Origin of the sequence: Arthrobacter sp. CAN_A6, assembly GCF_015751715.1 — a bacterium.
In the GTDB taxonomy this organism is placed as follows: domain Bacteria; phylum Actinomycetota; class Actinomycetes; order Actinomycetales; family Micrococcaceae; genus Arthrobacter_D.
The window spans coordinates 395,874-418,929 of record NZ_JADOUV010000001.1; the positions used below are offsets into that span (position 1 = coordinate 395,874).

General features: G+C 65.8%; 23 protein-coding genes and 1 tRNA gene. 14 read left to right on the plus strand and 10 right to left on the minus strand.

All coding sequences use genetic code 11. The features are described from left to right. Window positions 1–80 precede the first annotated feature (80 nt). The 3 genes from IWX75_RS01975 to IWX75_RS01985 are packed head-to-tail and all read left to right on the plus strand — an operon-like array spanning window position 81 to window position 3,113. A complete protein-coding gene (locus IWX75_RS01975) occupies window positions 81–1,082 on the plus strand; it encodes an iron chelate uptake ABC transporter family permease subunit (protein ID WP_196820845.1) in 1,002 nt (333 codons plus the stop codon). Between the two features lies 1 nt (window position 1,083). Next, complete coding sequence (locus tag IWX75_RS01980; protein WP_196820563.1) at window positions 1,084–2,004, plus strand: ABC transporter ATP-binding protein; 921 nt, start codon at window positions 1,084–1,086, stop codon at window positions 2,002–2,004. Further along, the gene (locus IWX75_RS01985; protein ID WP_196820564.1) at window positions 2,001–3,113 is read left to right on the plus strand and encodes a siderophore-interacting protein; all 1,113 of its coding nucleotides are present in this window, start codon (window positions 2,001–2,003) and stop codon (window positions 3,111–3,113) included. The genes IWX75_RS01980 and IWX75_RS01985 overlap by 4 nt, the downstream gene beginning before the upstream one ends. A gap of 37 nt (window positions 3,114–3,150) precedes the next feature. Here the strand turns inward: IWX75_RS01985 and IWX75_RS01990 are convergent, their stop codons facing one another. Further along, entirely contained in the window at window positions 3,151–4,113 is a 963-nt protein-coding gene (locus tag IWX75_RS01990) for a diacylglycerol/lipid kinase family protein (RefSeq protein WP_196820565.1), read from the minus strand. A 122-nt stretch (window positions 4,114–4,235) separates the two neighbouring features. Here IWX75_RS01990 and IWX75_RS01995 point away from each other — a divergent pair, with 122 nt between their 5' ends. The 9 genes from IWX75_RS01995 (at window position 4,236) to IWX75_RS02035 (ending at window position 12,397) form a co-directional block, all read left to right on the plus strand. Continuing rightward, window positions 4,236–5,018 carry an SGNH/GDSL hydrolase family protein gene (locus IWX75_RS01995; RefSeq protein WP_196820566.1) on the plus strand — a complete coding sequence of 261 codons (783 nt, stop codon included), beginning with the start codon at window positions 4,236–4,238 and terminating at the stop codon, window positions 5,016–5,018. Window positions 5,019–5,065: 47 nt separating this feature from the next. Further along, the gene (locus IWX75_RS02000) at window positions 5,066–5,566 is read left to right on the plus strand and encodes a MarR family winged helix-turn-helix transcriptional regulator (protein ID WP_196820567.1); all 501 of its coding nucleotides are present in this window, start codon (window positions 5,066–5,068) and stop codon (window positions 5,564–5,566) included. Next, window positions 5,563–6,684: a glucose-1-phosphate adenylyltransferase family protein gene (locus IWX75_RS02005; RefSeq protein WP_196820568.1), complete on the plus strand. Its 1,122-nt coding sequence runs from the start codon at window positions 5,563–5,565 to the stop codon at window positions 6,682–6,684. Before IWX75_RS02000 ends, IWX75_RS02005 begins: the two co-directional genes overlap by 4 nt. A gap of 305 nt (window positions 6,685–6,989) precedes the next feature. Beyond that, the gene (gene rpmB, locus IWX75_RS02010) at window positions 6,990–7,226 is read left to right on the plus strand and encodes a 50S ribosomal protein L28 (RefSeq protein ID WP_026532175.1); all 237 of its coding nucleotides are present in this window, start codon (window positions 6,990–6,992) and stop codon (window positions 7,224–7,226) included. Next, window positions 7,226–7,393 (plus strand): 50S ribosomal protein L33, encoded by a 168-nt coding sequence (gene rpmG, locus IWX75_RS02015; RefSeq protein ID WP_019481734.1) that lies wholly within the window; start codon window positions 7,226–7,228, stop codon window positions 7,391–7,393. Before rpmB ends, rpmG begins: the two co-directional genes overlap by 1 nt. A gap of 2 nt (window positions 7,394–7,395) precedes the next feature. Continuing rightward, on the plus strand, window positions 7,396–7,701 hold the full coding sequence (gene rpsN / locus IWX75_RS02020; protein ID WP_026532176.1) for a 30S ribosomal protein S14: 306 nt from the start codon (window positions 7,396–7,398) through the stop codon (window positions 7,699–7,701). A 198-nt stretch (window positions 7,702–7,899) separates the two neighbouring features. Next, window positions 7,900–8,178: an HU family DNA-binding protein gene (locus tag IWX75_RS02025; protein WP_026532177.1), complete on the plus strand. Its 279-nt coding sequence runs from the start codon at window positions 7,900–7,902 to the stop codon at window positions 8,176–8,178. A 113-nt stretch (window positions 8,179–8,291) separates the two neighbouring features. Next, a complete protein-coding gene (locus tag IWX75_RS02030; protein WP_196820569.1) occupies window positions 8,292–10,418 on the plus strand; it encodes a bifunctional copper resistance protein CopD/cytochrome c oxidase assembly protein in 2,127 nt (708 codons plus the stop codon). Continuing rightward, window positions 10,415–12,397, plus strand: a complete 1,983-nt coding sequence (locus IWX75_RS02035) for an NHL domain-containing thioredoxin family protein (protein WP_196820570.1) — start codon at window positions 10,415–10,417, stop codon at window positions 12,395–12,397. Before IWX75_RS02030 ends, IWX75_RS02035 begins: the two co-directional genes overlap by 4 nt. A 72-nt stretch (window positions 12,398–12,469) precedes the next feature. On the opposite strand, the gene IWX75_RS02040 is transcribed toward IWX75_RS02035, so the two are convergent. The 8 genes from IWX75_RS02040 to IWX75_RS02075 all read right to left on the minus strand — a co-directional run bounded on the left by IWX75_RS02040 (window position 12,470) and on the right by IWX75_RS02075 (window position 19,924). After that, complete coding sequence (locus IWX75_RS02040; RefSeq protein WP_334684042.1) at window positions 12,470–13,453, minus strand: hypothetical protein; 984 nt, start codon at window positions 13,451–13,453, stop codon at window positions 12,470–12,472. Window positions 13,454–13,609: 156 nt separating this feature from the next. Beyond that, entirely contained in the window at window positions 13,610–14,995 is a 1,386-nt protein-coding gene (locus IWX75_RS02045) for an ABC transporter ATP-binding protein (RefSeq protein WP_334684043.1), read from the minus strand. Between the two features lie 31 nt (window positions 14,996–15,026). Then, window positions 15,027–15,875: a carbohydrate ABC transporter permease gene (locus IWX75_RS02050; protein WP_026549648.1), complete on the minus strand. Its 849-nt coding sequence runs from the start codon at window positions 15,873–15,875 to the stop codon at window positions 15,027–15,029. Further along, entirely contained in the window at window positions 15,875–16,879 is a 1,005-nt protein-coding gene (locus IWX75_RS02055; RefSeq protein ID WP_196820571.1) for a carbohydrate ABC transporter permease, read from the minus strand. Before IWX75_RS02055 ends, IWX75_RS02050 begins: the two co-directional genes overlap by 1 nt. Next, window positions 16,876–18,195, minus strand: coding sequence for an extracellular solute-binding protein (locus tag IWX75_RS02060; RefSeq protein WP_196820572.1), 1,320 nt, complete (start codon window positions 18,193–18,195; stop codon window positions 16,876–16,878). The genes IWX75_RS02055 and IWX75_RS02060 overlap by 4 nt, the downstream gene beginning before the upstream one ends. 239 nt (window positions 18,196–18,434) lie before the next feature. Further along, window positions 18,435–18,508: transfer RNA gene (locus tag IWX75_RS02065), tRNA-Gly, on the minus strand. A 37-nt stretch (window positions 18,509–18,545) separates the two neighbouring features. Continuing rightward, entirely contained in the window at window positions 18,546–18,884 is a 339-nt protein-coding gene (locus tag IWX75_RS02070; RefSeq protein WP_196820573.1) for a protealysin inhibitor emfourin, read from the minus strand. Next, complete coding sequence (locus IWX75_RS02075) at window positions 18,881–19,924, minus strand: M4 family metallopeptidase (RefSeq protein ID WP_196820574.1); 1,044 nt, start codon at window positions 19,922–19,924, stop codon at window positions 18,881–18,883. Before IWX75_RS02075 ends, IWX75_RS02070 begins: the two co-directional genes overlap by 4 nt. A gap of 117 nt (window positions 19,925–20,041) precedes the next feature. Between IWX75_RS02075 and IWX75_RS02080 the strand changes: the two genes are divergently transcribed. Beyond that, a complete protein-coding gene (locus IWX75_RS02080) occupies window positions 20,042–20,896 on the plus strand; it encodes a tryptophan 2,3-dioxygenase (protein ID WP_196820575.1) in 855 nt (284 codons plus the stop codon). A gap of 16 nt (window positions 20,897–20,912) precedes the next feature. Then, complete coding sequence (gene dcd, locus IWX75_RS02085; protein ID WP_196820576.1) at window positions 20,913–21,503, plus strand: dCTP deaminase; 591 nt, start codon at window positions 20,913–20,915, stop codon at window positions 21,501–21,503. Between the two features lie 81 nt (window positions 21,504–21,584). Here the strand turns inward: dcd and IWX75_RS02090 are convergent, their stop codons facing one another. Then, on the minus strand, window positions 21,585–22,979 hold the full coding sequence (locus IWX75_RS02090; RefSeq protein WP_196820577.1) for an MFS transporter: 1,395 nt from the start codon (window positions 22,977–22,979) through the stop codon (window positions 21,585–21,587). Window positions 22,980–23,056: the final 77 nt, after the last annotated feature.

Genomic DNA, 23,056 nt, shown 5'->3' on the forward strand with positions numbered 1-23,056 from the left:
TGGACCGGAAGGTTTCCCCCGGGCAGCGCGGGCCGCGCCTCGGGGGAACGGGCGACGGCTCCGGAGTCCGACCGCCGACGGTGCGCGCCGTCCGCCGTCGTTCGACGCGCCGGCGGTGTGCGCTTGCTGCAGGCCTTGTCGCTGCACTGTTCGCCGTCAACGTGCTGCTGGGCACCTACACCGTCACAGTGCCCGATTTCTTCCGCATCCTGGGTGGTGCGGAGATTCCCGGCGCCACCTTCATCGTCCTAGAGAACAAGCTGCCGCGCGCCGTCGTCGGGGTGCTGGTCGGCGCAGCCTTCGGAGTGGCGGGCGCCATCTTCCAGACCATGCTCCGCAACCCGCTCGCCAGCCCGGACATCATCGGCATCAGCTACGGGGCCAGCGCGGCCGCGGTCACCGCGATCGTGGTCTTCGGCGCAGCAGGAGCCGGCGTCTCGGCCGCAGCCCTGATCGGGGCTCTTGCGGTGGCGGCGATGATCTACGCCATCTCCCGGCGTGGGGGCGTTGCCGGCTATCGGCTCATCCTCGTGGGCATCGGATTCGCCGCCATGCTTCACGCGCTCGTCAACTTCCTCATCACCCGCACCGATATCCGCACGGCCGCCGACGCCCTCGTCTGGCTGACCGGGTCACTCAACTCGAGCAACTGGGACCGGGCAACGGTGCTCTTCTGGGGGCTCCTGGTGTTGGTCCCGGCCGCGGTGGTGTTTTCCCGGAGCCTCAGCGGCCTCGAGTTGGGCGACGAAGCGGCCGCCGGACTCGGCATCAGGGTCGAGGCCTCCCGATTGGCGCTGCTGATCACCGGGGTGTCCCTCGCTGCCTTGGCCACGGCCGCCGCCGGCCCGATTGCCTCGGTCGCCTTCCTGTCCGGGCCCATCGCCCGCCGGCTCCTGAAGGGAGCACCGTCGCTGACCATGGCCGCGCTCGTCGGCGCGGTTCTTGTGCTGGCCGCGGATTTCATTGCCGCCAACCTCGTTCCCGGCGTCTCGCTGCCGGTCGGCGTGATCACGGGCGCCCTGGGGGCGCCTTTCCTGCTGTGGCTTCTCGTCACGGCGAACCGAGCAGGCCAGGGAGGCTGACATGTCCCATGGAAACACCGGAGAGAATCCGCACACCCTTCAGGCGCAGTCGGTGACTCTTGCCTACAACGAACGCACCGTCGTCGACGGCCTGTCGGTGATCCTGCCCGCGGGGAGGATCACCGTCATCGTCGGAGCCAACGCCTCAGGAAAATCGACACTGTTGCGGGGGCTCGCCCGGCTCCTGAAGCCCACACACGGGACAGTGCTGCTGGACGGCGAGGACATCCACTCCCTGTCCACGCGGTCCGTCGCCCGGACGCTCGGCCTCCTGCCCCAGACACCGGTTGCCCCCGACGGCATCAGCGTCACCGACCTCGTGGGACGAGGACGGTACCCCCACCAGGGGTGGTTCCGGCAGTGGAAGTCCAGCGACGACGACGCCGTGGCCGATGCGCTGGAAGCCACCGACACGCTGGAGCTCGCCGAGCGGAACGTCGACGAGCTTTCCGGCGGTCAGCGCCAGCGGGTATGGATCGCCATGGCCCTGGCCCAGCAGACGGACATCCTCCTGCTCGACGAGCCCACCACGTTCCTCGACGTCACCCACCAGATCGAAGTACTCGACCTCGTGACGGACCTGAATCGCCGGGCGGGAACCACAGTGGTCATCGTCCTGCACGACCTCAACCTCGCGGCGCGGTACGCGGACCACCTCATCGCCATGAAGGACGGCGCGATCGTGGCGGAGGGCACACCCTCCGAGGTCGTCACCCGCGAGACGGTGGGCGGCGTCTTCAACCTCGAATGCAGAGTGATTCCGGACCCCGTCAGCGGCACGCCCATGGTGGTGCCGCTCGGACGGCACCACAGTGCCGCGCCGGACGAACCCGGCATCCAACCGCAGGTCCCCGCGATCCGGAACGGCTTCCTCTCCAACCCGCAGGACACCATTCCTACCCAAGCAAAGGCTGCATCATGACGGACATTTCCCAGAAGGCAGTGCAGCGGACGTCGGCGATACCTGCCGTAACGGCGTTCGACGTCGTCGTGAGCCGGGTGGAGCGAGTCGGCGCGAACTTCCAGCGGATCACCTTCTCAGGAGCATGCCTCACCGGTTTCGGGGTGGCCGGGCCCCTGTTGGATCTGCGGATCAAGGTCATCATCCCCGGCGAAGGGCGGACGTGCCCGGATATCGGGGCCCTGATGCAGAGCGAAGGGGACGGTGCCGGCTGGTACCAGCAGTGGCTCGGCCTGGAGCCGGCCGAGCGCGGGTCGATGCGTACCTACACCGTGCGGAACTTCCGGGGTCACCTGGCAGAGCCCGAGATCGACGTGGACTTCGTGATGCATTTCGACGACGACGGCAGGGGAGGTCCCGCGTCGCAGTGGGCTGCTCGAGCAGCGCCGGGAGATCGGGTGTGCCTGATCGGACCCAATGCCGCCGCCGCCCAGTGCACCACCGCCGGATCCTATGGCGGCATCGAGTGGAGCCCGGGGCTGGCACAACACGTCCTGCTTGCCGGCGACGAGACGGCGGTTCCTGCTGTGTGCGCCATCCTCGAGTCACTGCCGGCTCATGTGGGAGGGGATGCTTTCCTCGAGGTGCCCGATCCGGCAGACTTCCAGGAGGTCAGCACGGCGTCCTCGGTCCGGATCACGTGGCTTGCGCGCGGCGCCCGGCAACACGGGGAGCTCCTGGACCAGGCGGTCCGCACGGCGGTACGCGTTCCGGGCTGGGTGTCCCTGTCCAGGTACTTCGTGCCCGGAACGCCAGTCGTCCAGTCGCCGGGTTCGGTGGTTTCGGGCCGTACGCAGGCTGCCACAGCGCTGGCCGGGCCGGAGCCCGAAGAGGTGGACATCGACAGGACCATCCTGTGGGAGACGCCGCAGCGGCTGGAGGCCTCAGTGCTCCAGGCCACGCCGAATCCCGGCCGGCTGCCCGGCAGCCAGCCGTTCTATGCGTGGATCGCGGGCGAGGCCGCGATCGTGCGGGGCCTGCGCCGCTATCTGGTGCGCGACGTCGGGATCGACCGCAAACAGGTCGCGTTCATGGGTTACTGGCGGCAGGGCCGGTCCGAGCTTTCGTGATCCACGCGCCCGGACACGGGTCCGACCCGCTCCCGCACTAGGGGAGCGGGTCGCTGAGGATCGCCGGATCCTTCTTGCCATGGGGCATACGCAACCTCAGTGAATTGGGCTTCACCTCGAAGACCATGTGGGTGGCCTTGCCCAGGGGGTCGCCATCGAGCTGGACCTCCAGGGGTTCGTGGAGTTGCACCTCGGCGCGGCTGCACTGGAAATATTCGAGTGAGGGATCCTTGCCCTTCCCGCGGGCAAAGAGCTTGCCCGCTACCGCGAGCCAGCCGAGCTTGCCCCGCGGGGCTACCGTCATGAGGTCCATCAGGCCGTCGTCGAGTTTTGCTCCGGGGAAGATTTCAAGGCCACCCATGATCTTTCCGCAGTTGCCGCCCATGACGCTGCGCAGCCTCCGATCGAAGGGCTTACCGCCGTCGATCGTGATCGTGGTCCGGGCAGGCTTGCCGGGAAGGTTGCGGAGTCCGGCGTCGACGTAGGCAAGCCAGCCCACCTTGTCCTTCAGGTCGTCCCTCGTGTCCGACATGATCGCCGCGTCGAATCCGAGACCCGCCATCACCAGGAACACCTGCGCGTCCTGCGCGCGGTCCACCGTCACATGAACCACGTCGATCTGCCGCTCGGTACCCCCGAATGCCGTCTCCACCGCGCCCTCGGGGTCGTCCACGGGTATCTCGAGGTTCCGGGCCAGCAGGTTGCCCGTGCCGAGAGGCACCAGCGCCATGACCGTGTCGGTGCCTGCCAGTTCCTCCGCCACGCAGCGGACGGTGCCGTCGCCACCGGCCGCGATCACGACGGCGACCCCCGCCTCGAGCGCCTCCCGGGCCTGCCCGTGGCCCGGGTCCTCGGCCGTGGTCTCGATGACGAGGGGTTCCGCCCACCCGTTGTCAGTTGACATCCTCGCGACTATCTCCCGCACGTCCTGGCCCGTGTTCTTGATGGGGTTGAGGATGAGCGCAGCGCGCTGCGCGGTGCCGCCGTCGTTGGTGTTCATGGAGTCCTTCGCGTCTGGTCGGGCCGTCGGGATACTAGCTCTGAGCTTATCCCCGGTCCGGGGTGCCTGCAGGAACTGGCTCGTTCGGGAATTCAGTAGCGGGGGCGGGTAATCTTGGGCGGGTGGAATTTACTCAGCGGTACGTGGCTCTCGGCGATTCCTTCACCGAGGGAGTGGGTGACTGGGATCCGGGCAGCCCCAACGGTGTCCGGGGCTGGGCTGACCGCGTTGCGCAGCAGCTCATCCTCGCCGACCAGGTCTGGGGGTATGCCAACCTCGCCATCCGCGGGAAGAAACTGCAGCAGGTCCTCGACGAGCAGATCGACGCCGCTCTGGAACTGGAGCCCACGCTCGTCACGCTGTACGCCGGCGGCAATGACATCCTGCGGCCCCGCGTCAGTATCGACAGCCTGATGGCGGCCTACGACGACGGCGTGGCCAGGCTGACCGGATCCGGCACGGTGGTGGTGCTGTTCACCGGGTTCGATTCCTCCGGCTCCGCAGTGTTCGGCAAGACGCGCGGCCGGACCGCCGTGTACAACGAATTCGTGCGTGAGATAGCGGATCGCCACGGCGCGGAGATCGTCGACTACTGGCGGATGCGGGAGTTCCAGGACTGGGGTTACTGGGACACCGATCGCATGCACATGTCAGCGGCAGGGCACACCCTGATGGCGATGCGTGTTCTCGAGGCGATCAAGGCGTCACATTCCCTCGATACCCCTGAACTCGAGGCAAGACCGGCGCTGACCCGTGCCGGGCAATTGCGGGCCGACGCGCAATGGGCCCGAGACCATGTTTCCCCCTGGGTGGGCAGGAGACTCCGCGGTATCTCCTCGGGCGACACCCTCCAGGCCAAATACCCTTCGCTGGTGCACCCGGACTGGGTCCGCGCAGGCGTCTGACGCGAAGATCCTGTTTGCTCCGGCGTGCGCTGTGCCAAGATGGGCAAATGACGACGGGTACCCAATGGCTCAGCCGGGAAGAACGACGGGCCTGGCTGGCGCTCTATGCTGTCTCCTCGCTGTTGCCAGGTGCCCTCGATGCGCACCTGTTCAAGGAGGCGCGTATCACCCTCTTCGACTATCACGTACTCGCCATGCTCTCGGAATCCGCTGATGGGACGCTTCCGATGAGCGACCTCGCGGCGCGCTCGAATGCCTCTTTGTCCCGGCTCAGCCACGTGGTGAAGAAGCTCGAGCAGCGGGGCTGGGTGGTCCGGCGGCCGTCCAGCTTCGACGGTCGGGTGACGACGGCGGAGCTCACCCCCGCGGGCCTGACCACACTCACCGACCTCGCTGTGTCCCACGTGGCGCAGGTCCGCGGAACCGTCTTCGATGCCCTCGACGATACCGACGTCGCGGATCTTGAACGCGTGGGAAGGAAAATCCTGGCGCGGCTCGATGCCGACTCCTGGATTCTCAGGGAAGACCTGGGAAGTGAGGTTCCATGAAGCTCCCCAGGATCCTCGCCGTCGTGATGGCCGGAGGCTCCGGGAACCGGATGGGGGCACTGACCGCGTATCGGGCGAAACCGGCGCTTCCGTTCGGCGGGGCCTACCGGCTCATCGACGTCGCGCTGTCCAACCTGCATCACAGCGGAATCTCCGACGTCTGGATCCTGGAGCAGTACCAGCCGAAGACCATCAATGACCATCTGTCCAACGGAAGGCCCTGGGACCTGGACCGTACGCACGGCGGGCTCCGGGTGCTGCCGCCCTTCAGCGGCCTGCCGGGCGAGGGATTCGCGGAGGGAAACGCCGACGGTCTGGCGAGGCAGTCGGCGCTGATCGACCAGTTCGCCCCGGACCTGCTGCTCGTGCTCAGTGCGGACCACCTGTACCGGCTCGATTACCGCGACCTGGTGCAGACCCACCAGGAGGCGGATGCGGTGCTGACCATGGCCACCGCGCGAATGGACGGCGATGCCTCGAACCACGGCGTGGTCGAGGCGGACGGGGCGGGCCGGATCACCGGCTTCGAATACAAGCCCGAAGAGCCGAGGACGCAGGTCGTTGCCGCTGAGGTCTTCCTGTACGACTGGCCGAAGCTGCAGGGCATCCTGGACCTCTTGGAGTCGAGGCACGACTCCCTCGAGGACTACGGCGACCACCTCGTCCCGCACCTCGTGAGGGAAGGGCTGGCGGTGGAGCACCGGATCGAGGGCTACTGGCGCGACCTCGGCACGCCTGCCACCTATCACCAGGCACACATGGATCTCCTCGACGGCAAGGCGCTCGATCTCGGCCATGCCGAGTGGCCGATGCTCACTGATGCACCCCACCTGCTGCCGGCGTTCATCGCGGAGGGGGCGGACATCGCCGATTCCCTGATCGCCCCGGGCGCCCGGATCCATGGCCGTGTCTCCCACAGCGTCATCGGTCCCGGTGTCGTCGTCGAGCACGGAGCCGTGGTCGAGGACTCGGTGATCCTCGAGCGCGTGAGGGTGGGCAAGGGTGCGCACATCCGGTATGCCATCGTCGATGCCGACGCGGACCTCGGTGGGGATCGGTCGATCCAGGGATCGGACCTTCCCGCGGTGGTCGGCTCCGACGGAGAAATCGATCCGTAGCCGGTTTGGAGCATGGGCGGTGCGCCCGTAGTATGGTATGGCGTTTGGTTGGGTCTTTCCTGCTGCGGTTCCGCTGCCGCGGGAGCTGTCCGACCGCCCGTGACTACCTGGAATTTAAGGCTCTGCCGGATCTTCGGTCCGTGTCAGGCCTAATCTTCACCGTCTTCCCTCGCGGCGAGGCACTTCGGCAGGCTCTCACCCTGCCAGGTCAACCTCCGGAAAGCTGCAGTAATAACGGTGTCATTACTGGTGGCGGGACGCTCTACAAGTGACCCCGTCACGTTCATCTAATCTGGAGGAGAGTTATGGCAGCCCACTGCCAAGTGACCGGAGCCGAGCCCGGCTTTGGACACAGCATTTCGCACTCGCACCGCCGCAACAAGCGCCGGTTCGACCCAAACATTCAGAAGAAGCGCTACTGGGTTCCGTCCCTGCGCCGTAATGTCACGCTGCAGGTTTCTGCACGCGGCATCAAGACCATCGACGTGCGGGGTATCGACGCCGTTGTGGCAGCGATCCTCGCGAGGGGAGTGAAGCTCTAATGGCAAAGGACAAGGACGTACGTCCCATCATCAAGCTGAAGTCCACCGCGGGAACGGGCTACACCTACGTGACCCGCAAGAACCGTCGTAACGATCCTGACCGCATGGTCCTGATGAAGTACGACCCCAAGATCCGCAAGCACGTCGAATTCCGAGAGGAGCGCTAAACATGGCCAAGAAGTCAAAGATTGCTCGTAACGAGCAGCGCAAAGTCATTGTCGAGCGCTACGCGGCCAAGCGCCTCGAACTCAAGAAGACCCTCGTCGACGCCAACGCAACCGACGAGGCCCGCGAAGCCGCACGTCTGGGCCTGCAGAAGCTTCCCCGGAACGCTTCACCGGTCCGCCTGCGCAACCGCGACCAGATCGACGGACGCCCCCGCGGAACGCTCCAGAAGTTCGGCATCTCCCGTGTCCGCTTCCGTGACATGGCCCACCGCGGCGAGCTGCCCGGTGTGACGAAGTCCAGCTGGTAACAGCTGCGGGTAAAAGCTGAGTCATCAGGGGAGCCGACAGCCTAGGGTTGTCGGCTCTTCTGTGCAAAAAGCGCCGCAGATATTCGGGAAAACCCCTGAAAACCGGGCTTCTCCCGGTCAAGCTGGTAGGTTTTCGCACAGAGGCTTTTCGAATACCCCGAAAGCTCAACGGAAAACAGACGTCCAGGAGGACCTAAATTGGCTAAAAACCGTAGTGAACTTGTTGCAGAGGTAGCCGCCAAGGCTGACACCAGCCAGGCTGCCGTGAACAGCGTGCTCGATGCCCTGTTCGATGTCTTCGCCGAGTCCGTTGCCAAGGACGAGAAAATCACCATCCCCGGCTGGCTCGCAGTGGAGCGCACAAGCCGCGCAGCCCGTACCGGTCGTAACCCGCAGACCGGCGAGACCATCCAGATCGCCGCCGGCCACAGCGTCAAGCTGACCGCCGGTTCGAAGCTGAAGGCGTCCGCCAAGTAGGTTCCGGTAGAGGAGAAGGACCACCCGCTTCCGCGGAGTGGTCCTTCTCCTTTTAAGGCCGGGACGCTTCAGGAAGTTGGCCCTTGTTCTACTGCGGGTAGAGAATAGGGGATGTGTCTACAACAGCCAGGGAACCGCAGCACAGGCCGAGCCCGGTGCTGCCGGCCAGCAGGGTCCGGACGGCCCTGCTCGGCGGGGCCGTCGCCGTCGTGCTCGGGGCGCTCGTCCTCGCCCTGCTGTTCTCGGGCGCCGCTGCCGCCCGCCAACTGGGAGATCCCGGTGCGCTGACGCGCTGGGGCCTGCCCGTGGCGAAGGCGTTCAACAACGTGGGAGCTGCGGGGACCATCGGCGCGCTGGTCTTTGCGGTGGGAATCCTTCCGCGACGGCGGGACTCCGGCGACGGCCGCCGGCCGGTAGCAGGCTCGGCCGAGCATCCGGCGTTCACTCGCACTCTGCTGGTGGCGTCAGTTGCCGCGGTGATGTGGACCCTCGGCGCCCTCGGTGGAATGGTCTTCACCTACTCGGACGCCGCAGGGCTGCCGTTGAGTGCCGACGCCGCATACACCGAGGGACTCGCCGCCTTCCTCACCGACTTCGACACGGGCCGTGCCTGGCTCATCACCGCCATGATCGCGGCAGTGGTGGCCACGCTGACGTTCGGGGTCCGGTCCCTGACGGGACTGGCCCTGACTGCCGTCCTAGCCTTCGGCGGACTGCTGCCCACCGCCCTCGTAGGCCACTCCGCCAGTGGCGATGACCACAACGCCGCCGTCAATTCGATCGCACTCCATCTCGTGGGCGTCTGCCTCTGGATGGGCGGCATCATCGTCCTGGCCGCCGTCGGAGGGACGCTCGGCAGCTCGGTGCTGCCCGTGCTGAAGCGCTTCTCGGCCCTGGCCGGGTTCGCATTCGTGCTGGTATTCGCATCAGGCATCGTCAATGCGAGCCTGCGCATCAGCGACCTGTCACAGCTGAGTTCCTCCTGGGGGCTCCTCGTCACCTTCAAGGCCGTAGCCACGATCCTCCTCGGCGGGATCGGCTGGATGCACCGGCAGTGGATCATCCCCCAGCTCGGAGACACGAACAGCCCCTCCGGCGCGCAGCTCTCGGCGCAACGCGTGCTGTGGCAGCTGATCGCCGTGGAGCTGCTCATCATGGGCGCCGTCTCGGGCGTTGCCGTCGCTCTCGGACGGACCGCTCCACCCCGGAGCGAGGAACTCGCGCCGGACGCCACACCGGCCCGGATCCTCACCAACTATGAGCTTCCGCCGGAGCTGACCCCCGCGCGCTGGTTCACGGAGTGGCGGCCCGACTGGTTGTGGATCGCCTTCGCGCTGACCGTGGGAGTCGCCTACATTCTCGGCGTCGTCAAGCTGCAGCGCCGCGGTGACTCGTGGTCAGGGTTGAAGCTCGCGTGCTGGCTGATCGGGCTTGTGCTGCTCACCTACTTCACGTCGGGTGCTCCAGCGATCTACGGCATGATCCTGTTCAGCGCGCACATGGTGGACCACATGGCCCTGACCATGGTCGTCCCCCTGTTCCTGGTCCTCGGGGCACCGGTCACCCTTGCGCTGAAGGCGCTCTCGCCCCGCGGGGACGGCACACGCGGCATCCGCGAGTGGATCCTCGTCGTCGTGCATTCCCGGCTGTCGAAGCTGGTGACGCACCCCCTGTTCGCCGCAGCGAACTTCGCCGGCTCCATCGTGATCTTCTACTATTCGCCGCTGTTCGGTTTTGCGCTGCGCGAACACGTGGGACACGAACTGATGACCGCCCACTTCCTCATCACGGGTTATATCTTCGTTCTTTCGATGATCGGCACCGACCCGGTGCCACTGCGGGCACCCTTCCCGCTACGCATCCTGCTTCTGTTCGCCACGATGGCCTTCCATGCGTTCTTCGGCGTGACCCTGATGGGATCGCCGTCCCTGCTGCAGGCATCGTGGTTCGGCAGCATGGGCCGGGACTGGGGATTGTCAGCCATCGAGGACCAGCAGCTGGGCGGTGCGGTGACCTGGGGAATCGGCGAAGTGCCCACGCTCTTGCTGGCCATCGGCGTCGCCATTCTGTGGTCGCGGACCGACGCGCGGGAGACGAAGCGCACCGACCGCGCGGCAGACAGGAATAACGACGCCGATCTCACGGCTTACAACTCTATGTTCGCCGATCTGGCGGCCCGGGACACGCGAAGGCAGGCCCCGGAGCCCCGGGTCACCGCCAAACCAGGAGATCAAGAATGACCGACACGTCCCTGCGCACGGGCTACCGTGTGCGTGCTTCCGAGCTCACGGGCCGCAACTGGCTCAACACCGGGGGGAAGCAACTGCAGCTCGACGACCTCCGCGGGAAGATCGTGATCCTCGACTTCTGGACGTTCTGCTGCATCAACTGCCTGCATGTGCTCGACGAGCTCCGTCCGCTCGAGGAGAAGTTCTCGGACGTGCTGGTGACCGTCGGCGTCCATTCGCCCAAGTTCGAGCACGAGGCGGACCCGGTGGCACTCGCGGCCGCCGTGGAGCGGTATGACATCCACCACCCGGTGCTCGACGATCCTGACCTGACCACGTGGCAGGCATACACCGCGCGCGCCTGGCCCACGCTCGTCGTCATCGACCCCGAGGGCTACATCGTGGCACACCTGTCCGGCGAAGGGCACGCCGCGGGCCTTGACTCCCTCGTGTCCGAACTGGTCGAGGAGCATTCGGCCAAGGGGACCCTGCACCGCGGGAATGGTCCCTACGTCCCTGCCGCAAGCACGGCAGGCGATTTGAAGTTCCCCGGCAAGCTCCTTGCGCTGCCGGCCACCGGCACCTTCCTCGCGGGGGACACGGGCCACCACCGGCTCGTGGAGCTCGAGGCCGACCTGACCTCGGTGCGCCGTGTGATCGGCTCCGGCAGGAAGGGATCCGCCGACGGCGGCCCCGCGGACACGGAGTTCAACGAGCCCCAGGGACTCGCGCTGTTGCCGGCCGACGTCGCCGGGCAGGTGGGCTACGACGTCGTCGTCGCTGACACCGTCAACCACCGGTTGCGGGGAGTCTCACTCGAGACCGGCGCCGTGCGCACCCTCGCCGGCAACGGCATCCAGCGGTTGCTCGACGCCGGCAACCACACCAAGGCCGGCCTGCAGGAGAATGCGCACGAGATCGGTGCAGCGAGCGAAACCCCGCGCCTCACCGACAGCCACCTCGGCACCGACGCGTTCAACGTGTCACTCTCCTCGCCGTGGGACGTGCTCTATTCGACCGTTCTGGAGCGCGTGGTCATCGCGATGGCCGGCACCCACCAGATCTTCACCTATGACCCGCTGTCGCACGCCGTGGAGGTGCTCGCCGGTACCGGTCTGGAGGGCCTGCTCGACGGCGACGCCGGGGCCGCATGGTTCGCCCAGTCGTCCGGGCTCGCCGAGGACGCGAACGGCTCCATCTGGATCGCCGATTCCGAGACGTCCGCGCTGCGCGTCCTCACCTTCGCCGAGGTGGACGGGCAGCAGGATGTCCAGGTGCGTACCGCCGTCGGCACCGGCCTCTTCGATTTCGGGTTCCGCGACGGCGACGCCGCGTCGGCGCGCCTCCAGCACCCGCTCGGTGTGACGGCGCTGCCGGACGGGTCGGTGGCGATCGCCGACACCTACAACGGGGCCGTGCGCCGCTATGACCCCGCCACCCGTCAGGTCTCGACCCTGGTGCGGGGGCTCTCGGAGCCGTCCGACGTACTCATCGACCACAGCCCCGTTGCCGAGGGGGGTGAGCCGTTGCTGATCGTCGTCGAGACGAACAAGCACCAGCTCATCCGTGTCCCGATCCCGCGGGAAGCGCTGGCCGTTGATGAAGGAGCGTCGCAGACCCAGCGGCCGGCCACCGCTGTCACCAGCGGTCCGCTTGCACTGACCATTCGTTTCTCCGCGCCGACGGGCCAGAAGCTCGATGACCGGTGGGGCGATCCGACGCAGCTGAAGATCTCCGCGTCGCCGGAGTCGTTGCTGGTTTCAGGCGGGGGGACCTCCGTGGGCCTGACGCGTGAGCTGCGGCTGTCAGAGGATGCGGGTGGGGGAGTGCTGCACATCACGGCGCGTGCCGCGGCCTGCGACGGCGAGCCCGGCGGTGAAATCCCTGAGCATGCCGCATGCCACCTGTACCAGCAGGACTGGGGTATTCCGGTGACGGTAGGTTCCGAGGGGAACGCGGAGCTGGTGCTCGATCTCCGCGGCCTCGACTGACGCCTACCCTTCGTCTCGAGGACTCGGACAGGTACGGCAGCACTGCAGACAACGGTCGCGGCCGGCCGGCTCCTAGAACTCGATGACCGGCGCGACGGTGACAGAGGAGTTCGTCACCGTCAGGCGTGCATCGAACTCGAAGTCGCGGGTCACCGAGACGTCCTCGATGGCACCCGTGAACAGGTCCTGGAGTTGCGTGTCGAGCTGCGCGGAACCGGCCAACGGGGCCAGGGCCCATCCTTCGTCGACCGGCTCGATGCGTACTTCCGGATAGCGCTGGATGGACCACTGGATCTCACCCGCGAGACGCTGGCTGGTCTGGTAGTTGAACGGGCAGTCGGCGGGTTGGAAAACAGCCCGGGCGGCGCAGCTGTCAAGGAACTCCCGGATTTTCCCGTCCACGGCTTCGACCAGTGCCGCTGTGGGCGCGGGCTCCAGTGGAAGCGCGTTGTCCGCGGGGGTGCTGCTGGTGACCGGAAGCGTGCGGGACGGGGCAGCGAAGTACTCGCTGGTGTAGTGGGCAGCAAGTTCCACCGGGTAGAACGTGGGGAGGGTGTTCCTGCCCTCGGGCGTCGCTATCCGTTGGCCATTGACCGTCGACTCGGCCATGTCCCGCACCGAGACGTCGACCGTGGGCAGGGCTGAGGGCGCGAATTCCCAGGTAGGAAAGAACAGCCATTCGGATCCTGTTTTCTCCAGCGGGAATGACGTGGTGTAGTCGGAATCTCCGATTCGATAGGTGACGGGTACGTCCACGCGGTCTTGGCCTGCCGCCGTCGGTTCCTGGATTTCGACGTCCTGTACCGCGGAGGCTCCCCGTTGGAGAGGAGCACCGTCGAGGACTGCCGCGGAACCTTCCGGCACAGACGCGTTGAGCAGGCCGAGCGCACGCTCACCGTTGCCGCTCCTCAGGGCGTTGAAGTATTCCTCGACCTGATACCCAGGGCTGTACAGAGTGCTGTTGAGCACGGAAACGGTGCCGATGAATCCGGCCACGACCAGCATCAGGCTGAGCAGCCACCCGGCCATTACTTTCATTCCGGAAGTGCCCTGCATAGTCCTACGCTACCTGCCGGGCAGCCGAAGTACGCTTTCGGACCATCCACTGCGAAGTGATCACCGCGTTTCCGGCGAAAAGCCGCAACTACCGCGCGATGGATGTCCGGCACGACCCCGCAGGCAACCGCGGGTCCCTGCGCTGGGGCCGGCGAATCAGCCGGCAGTGTGTTTTCCGCTGCCGGCCGCGGTGGCTCCGCCGGCGGATCCTGTCCCACCTGCTGATCCAGCCTGCCGTGGCGCGACCGGGTCCGGTGATCCCGCCGCCCTGCCCTGCCCCGAGCTACCGGCGTCCTGCAGCGACTGATCCTGGGCATTCGCGATCTCCTCGGCGCGCTCCTCGTTCGCCTCCTCGGTGAGGGCGGCCCCGGCCGCAGCATCGCGCGTCAGGTTGTCCCCGGTTTCGGGATCGAACAGGTGCAGCTTCCGGGTATCGAGCCAGATCTCCGCTTCACGTCCACCGCGGATACGGCTCGCGGCGTCGAGGGTGACGACGATCTGGGGACGCAGCTCGTCGGCATCCATGTCGCGGGCGAGATTGTTCAGGAGCTCACGCACTTCGGGGGCGGGGTCGAAGGTGATATATCCGTACTGCTCGTTGCCCAGCCATTCGGTATGCGTGAGGTTCGCGGTGAAGGTCGAACCGTGGCCGAGCTTCGAATCCTCCACCAGCTTGGCGTCCTCGAAGAATTCGGGCCGGACTCCTACCAGCACCACTTTCTTGCCGGCCGCCTTCGCCGCCTTTTCCGGGGTGATGGCGAGGTCCCCCAAAACGGTCTTCAGGGTATTCCCCTCGACCGTGGCGGGCAGGAAGTTCATCGAGGGCGAGCCGATGAAACCGGCGACGAACAGGTTGATGGGCTGCTCGTACAGTTCACGGGGTGAGGCGATCTGCTGAAGTTCGCCCTTCTTGAGGACGGCCACGCGGTCGCCGAGGGTCATGGCCTCCGTCTGGTCGTGGGTCACGTACACCGAGGTGACGCCCAGGCGGCGCTGCATCTGGGAGATCTCCGAGCGCATCTGGCCACGCAGCTTGGCGTCGAGGTTGGAGAGTGGCTCGTCGAAGAGGAAGGCATCGGCCTGCCGCACGATGGCTCGTCCCATCGCCACGCGTTGGCGCTGGCCGCCCGAAAGGTTGGCGGGCTTGCGCTGCAGGTGGTCCGTCAGTTCGAGCGTCGAGGCCGCCTCGGTGACGAGCTTGTCGACCTGTTCCTCCGAGTGCTTGCCCTTGGCCAGGCGCAGTGGGAACGCGATGTTCTCGTACACGGTGAGATGCGGGTACAGCGCGTAGTTCTGGAACACCATCGCAAGATTGCGCTCACGGGGAGCCTTGTCGTTGACGCGCTTGCCGTCGATCAGGAGATCGCCGTCGGTGATGTCCTCCAAGCCCACGATCATGCGTAGGAGCGTGGATTTGCCGCAGCCGGACGGGCCCACCAGGATGATGAACTCGCCGTCGGCGATGTCGATGCTGATGTCGTTGACGGCGGGGAAGCCGTCACCGTATTTCTTGACCAGGTTATTGAGGGTGATTGAAGCCATGGTGCGAATCCTTTTCTTGAGCCGGAGGGCGTCAGCCCTTGACGGCGCCCGAGGTCAGGCCTGAAACAATTTGGCGTTGGAAGAGCAGAACCAGCAGGACAATCGGAATGGTGACGATGATCGCCGCGGCCGAGATTGCACCCGTCGGCGCCTCGAATTGGGAGGCGCCGGTGAAGAACGCCAGTGCAGCGGGAACGGGTCTCGCCGCCTCGGTGGACGTCAGTGATATCCCGTAGACGAAGTCGTTCCACGCGATGAAGAACGCGATGATCGCCGTCGTGAAGACGCCCGGTGCGGCGAGCGGCACGATCGCCTTGCGGAAGGCCTGCCAGGTCGTGGCGCCGTCCACCTGCGCGGCCTGCTCCAGCTCCCAGGGAATCTGGCGGAAGAACGCCGCGAGGGTCCAGATGGAGATGGGAAGGGTCAGCGACAGGTAGGGGATGATCAGGCCGAGCCACGTGTCGTACAGGCCGATGGTGCGCCACAGGTTGAACAGCGGAGTCACGATCGAGATGACGGGGAAGATCGAGACCGCCAAGGCCGTGGTGAGGATGAGCTTCTTCCCGGGGAAATCGAGGCGTGCAATCGCGTATGCGCATAGGGTCGCCAGGACGACGGCGATGAAGGTGGCGATGAGCGAGATGCCGATCGAGTTCCGGAGGGACGAGAGGAAGAGTTCCTGCGCGTCGCCGACGAGGATCTGCTCGTAGTTCGAGGTTGTCGCCGTGCCGCCGGTAGGAAGGAACTTCCCGCTGGTGAGATCGCTCGGGGCCTTGAACGAGGTTGCGAGGATCGAGGCCACCGGAAAGAGTGCGTACAGCAGGACCAGGGCGCCCACCACCACCCAGAGGACTTTGTTCTTCGTCTTCTTCTCAGTCATCACTTACCCCCTTGTGAGCCGGCAAGATCCACTTTGAAGAGCTTGATGGCGATGAAACAGATGATCAGGACACAGAGGAACAGGAGGACCGATACGGCGGACCCGAGGCCGATCTCCAGACGGCTGATGGACTGCCGGTAGGCCAGGAGCGAGAGCACCTCGGTGCCATAGGCTCCGTTGGTCATGATGAACACGTTGTCGAAGATCCGGAAGGCGTCCAGCGCCCTGAACAGCACCGCCACCATGATCGCGGCCTTCATGTTGGGAATGATGACCTTGCGCATCTGTTCCCACCACGTTGCGCCGTCCACCTTCGCCGCCTCGCTCAGTTCGTCCGGAACCTGCGCCAGGCCTGCGAGGAGGAGCAGGGAGATGAACGGTGTGGTCTTCCAGATCTCCGAGGCCATGATTACGAACAGGGCGGTGCCGGTCTGGGCGAACCAGTTCAGGTCCTCGTCGATTCCGGGGAGCCACGAGAACCAGTTGTTGACGTAGCCGGAGTTGATGTCGAAGGCGTAGAACCACGCGAACGCCGACACCACGGTGATGATGCCGTAGGGCACCAGGATGGCAGTACGCAGGATTCCGCGGAAGGACTTGATGGCCTTGTGCATCACCAGGGCGAGGGCGAAACCGAGGACCAGTTCGACGGCGACGGTGATCACCGTGATCAGTACCGTGGTCCACAGGTCACTCCACCAGACGGGATCGGTGAGGATGACCGCATAATTGCCGAGACCGATGAATTCACGCTCATCCGGCGCGGTGAGCCGGAACTGGAACAGGGATTCATAGATGGCCTGCAGGATCGGGTAGGCCGTCACGAGGAGCATGATCACGAAAGCGGGGCCCGCGAGGACCCAACCGAGTTTCCGTTCGGCCCGTGCCCGGTCACTGTAGTGCTGCGTCGACTTCTTCTTCGGTGTGTCCCTGGTCGCGACACCCGGCTCCCGATCCGGGTTTCGTGTCGGGTTCGCCGGTTTCGCTGGAATCGCTGACGTCATAGCAATTGCTCCCCTCGAAGGACCGCGGTGATGAATTCGGCGGAATTTTCAGGAGTTGTCTCCGGATCGACGCTTGCGGGCGGGGCCCACGTCTGCTGGAGCCCGGTGGACACCTCGTTGTAGAAAGGCGTCTGCGGACGTGGAGCGGACTGCTCGAGTGATTCCCGAATCGTCTCTGCCATGGGGAACGTCTCCTCGATCCGGGGATCCTCGTAGGCTTCGGTGTTCGAGGGAGGGTTGCCGTTGGTGATGAAGTACTCCGCCTGGTTCTCGACCGAGACGATGCACTCGATCGCCTCATAGGCCAGTGCCGGGTTGTCACTTTCCGCGCCGACTCCGAGATCGATCCCGCCGAGGGGTGGGGCAGCTTCCTCTCCCTCGGCGACCTGCGGGTAGATCGCCCATCCGATGTCGTCGATCAGCGCTGCGTCGAGGGTTCCGGCATCCACTGCTGCATTGGTGGCGGGCCAGACGAAGGGGTAGTTGACCATGAAGGATCCGGAGTCTCCCTGGAAGCTGATCATGGAATTGTTCTCGTCCTGCGTTGCGAGGCCCGGGCCGCCGAGGCCTTCCTCGCCGATGGTGGAGATGATCCTCGCAGCCTCGGTGCCGGCTTCCGAAACGAGCCCCAGCTCGATCTCGTCAGCAGTCGCTTCAGGGTCCGTCACGATGGATCCGCCGGCCGATTCGATGAGTGCGTTGATCCACACCGTCATGGACTCTGCCTGCGCGCCCTGCACGCCAAGGGTCTTTTCCTGGGACGCGGCGGCTTCGATGATCTGGTCCCAGGTCACCGGCTGCGTCATGTCCAGCCCCGCGGCCTCGGCCACCGATTCGCGGTACCAGAGGATCTGCGTGTTGGCCCAGAACGGCACCGTTACCAGCTCATCTTTCCAGGTGGCTCCCGCGAGTGCGCCCTCCACCACGTTCTCGGTGGTGCGCTCCGCAACATCGTCGGGCACGGGTGCAAGGAAGCCCGGTTCTGCCAGCTCCGGAATGAACGGCGGGTCGAGGCTCATGATGTCGAGCGACGAATCTCCTGCTGCGAGCCTGCGGGCGAGCTGCTCACGCTGGGACGCCGCATCGCTTGGCAGCAGAGACGTTTCGATGCTGTACGCACCGCCCGATTCCTGGGTGCACCGCTCCGCGATGGCGGCCTGCCCGCCGTCGTCGGGGTTGATGTACCAGGTCAGGGTGTTGTCACTTTCGGCAGGGCCGCAGCCGCTGACCAGCAGGGTTCCCATCATCACTGACGCGACCGCTGCAGCCCTTGGGCGGGTTCGGGCGGAACGACGTTTTCTTCGATTGATCGGCATTCCTACCGAGCCTCCACATCTTTGTAGCCAGCTCGACCGACACCCCACAATGAAACGCCAGCCTAAGCAACCTTCGTTTTTTGACCATATGCCTAAGCGGAGGAATTCGCTAGGCAGTACCCTGATCAATTGCATGAGGGCACCCGGAGTGGCGCCTGTGTAGGGTGGCGGGGCCGGTGACCGGCTTGTGGGGGACGGCGCGGGGCTTCGGGGATGCACCGAAGAGCGCCGAAAATGCGTGGAGCGGGCGACGGGAATCGAACCCGCGTATCGAGCTTGGGAAGCTAGCGCTCTACCATTGAGCTACGCCCGCGCGGCAGTTGGAACCGCTCCATAACCCTACAACAGGTTCAGGGCGATGGAGGCCGCTCCTGCTCCCGGCCGGGCATGGCAGTCGGCCCGGGAGCTTCCGCCTTCGCCCGGTCCAGCAGTTCCCTGAACGGCTTGCCGAGGCGGCTCTCGGGGAGGGTCGCCTCGTGGTAGCCGATGACGATCCGGTAGACGAAGCGGTCGCGCTGGGTGTCGGGTACCGCGGCGTCGGAAGACTGGTTCCTCAGGTTCTCATCCTGGTGGGCGGCTTCCTCCACCAGCGGCACCCAGCGTTCCTCCGCCTCGGTGCGGCTCACTTCGACGTTCCAGGTCCGGGTAAGGCCCGCGAAGCCGCCGGAGCGGGAGATTTCGATCCTCACTGGTCCACTCCTACGGTTTCCCACGCGCTGGTAACAGCGGCAGCCTCCTCCGAGCCCGCACCGAATCGTTTGCGGGCAGCGGCCGTCGTGGCCTGCGCGAACTGGGAAAAAGTGCATTCGGCGGGCACCGCGCCACCGGTTGCGGTGTCGAACCAGATGTGGCCTGCACGTTCCCAGGCGCGACCTCCAAGCCTGCTGGCCACCAGGTAGAAGGCGTGGTTGGGGATGCCCGAGTTGATGTGGACGCCGCCGTTGTCGGCTTCGGTCTCCACATAGTCGGCCATCGTAGCCGGCTGGGGGTCCTTGCCGAGGATGTCGTCGTCGTAGGCTGTTCCCGGCGCCCGCAACGAGCGCAGCGCGTTGCCCTGCACACCGTCGGCGAAAATGCCTTCCCCCACGAGCCATGATGCGTCGGCTGCATCCTGACCGAGTTCGCGCTGTTCCACCAGCACCCCGAAGACGTCGGACAGGGACTCGTTGAGTGCGCCGGACTGGCCCTGGTATTGCAGGTTGGTTGAGTACTGGGTGAAGCCGTGGGTCAACTCGTGGCTGATGACGGTCAGTGAGGCCGTGAAGCGGCCGAAAATCTCGCCGTCACCGTCGCCGAAGACCATGCGTTCACCGTCCCAGAACGCGTTGTCGTACCTTTCGCCGTAGTGGACGGTCGCCTCGAGGGGCATTCCCGCGCCGTCGATCGATGAGCGCCCGTACTCGTCGTTGAACAGCGCATAGGTGGCGCCGAGGCCGTCGTAGGCCTCGTCCGCTGCGGCGTCGCCGGTGGGCGGCTTGCCCTCGCCGCGCACGAGGGTTCCGGGCAGCGTTTCCTTTCCTCCGGCGTCGGACACCCTGCGCTGCAGTTGCGACACCACTGCTGTCCCCCGGCGGACGGGAGCGGCGAGGGCGAGGGACCGCCCGGCAACCAGCGGAGGCAACTGGACCAGTGCCCGGCGGGCCGAATCCGCGGCGGCGGCGTGGCGCGGGTCGCTGCTTTCGGCGATGGTCACCAACAGATGGGGTGGGATGATGCTGCAGACGTGCATTGGACCTCCTGGGTTGCACCTAAACCTAGTCCGCCCCTCCGACAGTGCCAATGGGGACTCTTGCAGCGGGAACGCCTCCAGCGGATCCGGCAGCGCGGGCCCCGTAGGCTTGACGCCATGAGCGTCGAGAAGAACACCCGCAGCCTGGAGGCCGGGATCGAGAAGGACCTGGCAGGGAAGATGAGCTACGGGTCATACCTGTCCCTTGAAACGCTCCTGGACGCGCAGAACCCCGTGAGCAGTCCGGTGCACCACGATGAGATGCTGTTCATCATCCAGCACCAGACCTCCGAACTATGGCTCAAACTGGTCCTCCATGAACTCCGGGCCGTGCGGATCCACCTGCAGCGCGACGATCTCCGCTCGGCGATGAAGGGCATCGCGCGGATCAAGCACATCCAGCGGTCGCTGACCGAGCAGTGGTCGGTCCTCGCGACGCTGACGCCGTCGGAGTACGCGGAATTCCGCGGCGATCTCGGTGCTGCGAGCGGGTTCCAGTCCTATCAGTACCGCGCCGTCGAGTTCCTGCTCGGGAACAAGAACGAGGCGATGCTGCAGGTCTTCGCAGCCGACCCGGCCGCTTTCGGTCTGCTGGAGGAGCTCCTGGCGCAGTCGAGCATCTATGACGAGTTCATCGCATTCCTTGCCCGGCGCGGGTACAGCGTACCGACGGTGCTTCTGGAACGCGATGTGACCCAGGCCCACGTCTTCAGCCCGGAACTGGTGCAGGTCTACCGGCACGTCTACGAGAACGCGGCCGAGCACTGGGATGTCTATGAAGCCTGCGAGGAACTGGTGGATCTCGAGGACAATTTCCAGCTGTGGCGTTTCCGGCACCTGAAGACCGTGGCCCGCACCATCGGCTTCAAGACGGGCACGGGAGGTTCCTCCGGCGTCGGCTTCCTGCAACGGGCGCTTGAGCTCACGTTCTTTCCGGAGCTTTTCGCCGTCCGTACCGAGATAGGAACGTGACTGGTAACGTTGGACGGTGCTGATTTCCGACCGCGACATCCGAGCCGAAATTTCCGCAAACCGCATCGTGCTGGAGCCGCACGACGATGCGATGGTGCAGCCCTCGAGCGTGGATGTGCGGATCGACCGCTATTTCCGGCTTTTCGACAACCACAAGTACGCGCACATCGACCCTGCTGAGGATCAGCCGGACCTCACCCGGCTCGTCGAGGTTGCTCCCGACGAGCCCTTCATCCTGCACCCCGGCGAATTCGTGCTCGGCTCCACGTTCGAGATGGTGACCCTGCCGGATGACATCGCCGCCCGATTGGAAGGCAAGTCCTCGCTCGGGCGCCTCGGGCTGCTCACCCACTCGACGGCGGGCTTCATCGACCCGGGCTTCTCCGGGCACGTCACCCTCGAGCTCTCCAACATGGCCACACTGCCCATCAAACTGTGGCCCGGCTCCAAGATCGGCCAGTTGTGCTTCTTCCGGCTCACCTCCCCCGCCGAGCATCCCTACGGCTCGGGGACGTACGGCAACCGCTACCAGGGCCAGCGCGGCCCGACGGCGTCGCGCAGCCACCTGAACTTCCACCGGACGTCGATCCAACCCCCCACTGATTAAGCACTTAAGGCGGCTATTCGTGCGGCGAAGCAGCCATAGGTGCTTAATCAGCGGGGGCCGGGCGGCCGGCATCAGCGGAGGTCAGGCATCCGGCACGACGGCGGCGGCGACCTTCGCGGGCGGCTTGACCGGTAGCAGTACGAGCAGGCCTGCCAGCAGCACCACCAGAATCCCGGCGATGCCGTAGCGCTGTTCCCCGAAGATCCCGATCGCCAGGGCGAACAGCGCGGGCGCCAGGAAGCTCACCGCCCGCCCGGTGGTCGCGTAGAGACCGAACATCTCCCCTTCCTCGCCAGCGGGAGCCAGCCGGGCGAGGAAGGCCCGCGAGGATGACTGGGCGGGGCCGACGAACAGCGTGAGCATCAGGCCGAAGGTCCAGAATGTCGTGTCCCCCGTCCAGGTGTAGCCGAAGAACATGTAGGTTTCGGCACCGAGGACCAACACGGCCGTACCGGCGAACAGCAGGCCGACCAGGGCGGCGATGATCACGCGTTTCGGCCCGGCCCGGTCATCGAAGAAACCTCCGATCACCGACCCGACAGCGGCAATGATGTTCCCTGCGATGGCGAAGAGAATGACCTCGCTGAAGGTGAAGTTGAAGGTGCCGGCGGCAATGATGCCGCCGAAGGTGAAGACCGCGGCGAGCCCATCACGGAAGATGGCGCTGGCGAGCAGGAAGAAGATGGTGTGGGGGCTCGTCCGGTAGATCGCCTTCACGCGGCGAACCAGCAGCCCGTACGAAGCAAGGAAACTGAGGTGCGCGGTTCTCGCCTGCCGAGGCACTTCGGGAACGGTGAACAGCACGGGAAGGGCGAAGGCCAGGAACCAGACCGCGGAAAAAATTGCCACGAGGCGGATGTTCAGGCCGTTCTCCGTCTGCGCTCCCGGCCAGTCGACCACGGGTTGGATGAAGGCCACCAGCACGATGACGAGCGCCACGATGCCCCCCACATAGCCCATCGCCCAGCCGAAGCCGCTGACCTTGCCGACGGTGGCCGGGGTGGAGATCTGCACCAGCATCGCGTTGTAGTTGACTCCGGCGAACTCGAAGAAGATGTTGGCGGCGGCGATCAGCGCCACTCCCAGGATGAGCAGTTCGGGGCGCGGGAGGACGAAGAAGCACAGGGCCGTCAGGGACGCCACGATCAGGGTGTTGACGCCGAGCCAGAACCTTCGGCGACCGCCGCTGTCGGAGCGCTGGCCCGTGACCGGCGCAAGCAGGGCGATCAGCACTCCCGCGGTAGCAAGTCCCCAGCCAAGGTACTGCGAGGCAATCTCTTCACCACCGAACGGTTCCGATGTGAGGTACACGGTGAAGACGAAGGTGGTCATGACCGCGTTGAAGGCCGCCGATCCCCAGTCCCAGGATGCCCAGGCGAGCACGGGCCTGCTGAGGATCCGCCCGGTAGGGGAGGGCGCCGTGGTCCCGGTGGAAAGGCCGGCTCCCGGCCCGGGTAGCTGCTGGTCTTGGCTCATACCGCACATGCTAGCCGCACGCCGGAGCCGCGGACCCTGTGAACACAGCGACCGGGAGATCCTAAAAGTATTCCTCG

Excerpts from the sequence above, each read along its gene's own strand:
- IWX75_RS01980 (WP_196820563.1), top strand. The coding sequence starts at position 1,084 with ATGTCCCATGGAAACACCGGAGAGAATCCGCACACCCTTCAGGCGCAG.
- IWX75_RS01985 (WP_196820564.1), top strand. The coding sequence starts at position 2,001 with ATGACGGACATTTCCCAGAAGGCAGTGCAGCGGACGTCGGCGATACCT.
- IWX75_RS01990 (WP_196820565.1), bottom strand. The coding sequence starts at position 4,113 with ATGAACACCAACGACGGCGGCACCGCGCAGCGCGCTGCGCTCATCCTC.
- IWX75_RS02000 (WP_196820567.1), top strand. The coding sequence starts at position 5,066 with ATGACGACGGGTACCCAATGGCTCAGCCGGGAAGAACGACGGGCCTGG.
- IWX75_RS02005 (WP_196820568.1), top strand. The coding sequence starts at position 5,563 with ATGAAGCTCCCCAGGATCCTCGCCGTCGTGATGGCCGGAGGCTCCGGG.
- rpmB (WP_026532175.1), top strand. The coding sequence starts at position 6,990 with ATGGCAGCCCACTGCCAAGTGACCGGAGCCGAGCCCGGCTTTGGACAC.
- rpmG (WP_019481734.1), top strand. The coding sequence starts at position 7,226 with ATGGCAAAGGACAAGGACGTACGTCCCATCATCAAGCTGAAGTCCACC.
- rpsN (WP_026532176.1), top strand. The coding sequence starts at position 7,396 with ATGGCCAAGAAGTCAAAGATTGCTCGTAACGAGCAGCGCAAAGTCATT.
- IWX75_RS02035 (WP_196820570.1), top strand. The coding sequence starts at position 10,415 with ATGACCGACACGTCCCTGCGCACGGGCTACCGTGTGCGTGCTTCCGAG.
- IWX75_RS02040 (WP_334684042.1), bottom strand. The coding sequence starts at position 13,453 with ATGCAGGGCACTTCCGGAATGAAAGTAATGGCCGGGTGGCTGCTCAGC.
- IWX75_RS02045 (WP_334684043.1), bottom strand. The coding sequence starts at position 14,995 with ATGGCTTCAATCACCCTCAATAACCTGGTCAAGAAATACGGTGACGGC.
- IWX75_RS02050 (WP_026549648.1), bottom strand. The coding sequence starts at position 15,875 with ATGACTGAGAAGAAGACGAAGAACAAAGTCCTCTGGGTGGTGGTGGGC.
- IWX75_RS02055 (WP_196820571.1), bottom strand. The coding sequence starts at position 16,879 with ATGACGTCAGCGATTCCAGCGAAACCGGCGAACCCGACACGAAACCCG.
- IWX75_RS02060 (WP_196820572.1), bottom strand. The coding sequence starts at position 18,195 with ATGCCGATCAATCGAAGAAAACGTCGTTCCGCCCGAACCCGCCCAAGG.
- IWX75_RS02075 (WP_196820574.1), bottom strand. The coding sequence starts at position 19,924 with ATGCACGTCTGCAGCATCATCCCACCCCATCTGTTGGTGACCATCGCC.
- IWX75_RS02080 (WP_196820575.1), top strand. The coding sequence starts at position 20,042 with ATGAGCGTCGAGAAGAACACCCGCAGCCTGGAGGCCGGGATCGAGAAG.
- IWX75_RS02090 (WP_196820577.1), bottom strand. The coding sequence starts at position 22,979 with ATGAGCCAAGACCAGCAGCTACCCGGGCCGGGAGCCGGCCTTTCCACC.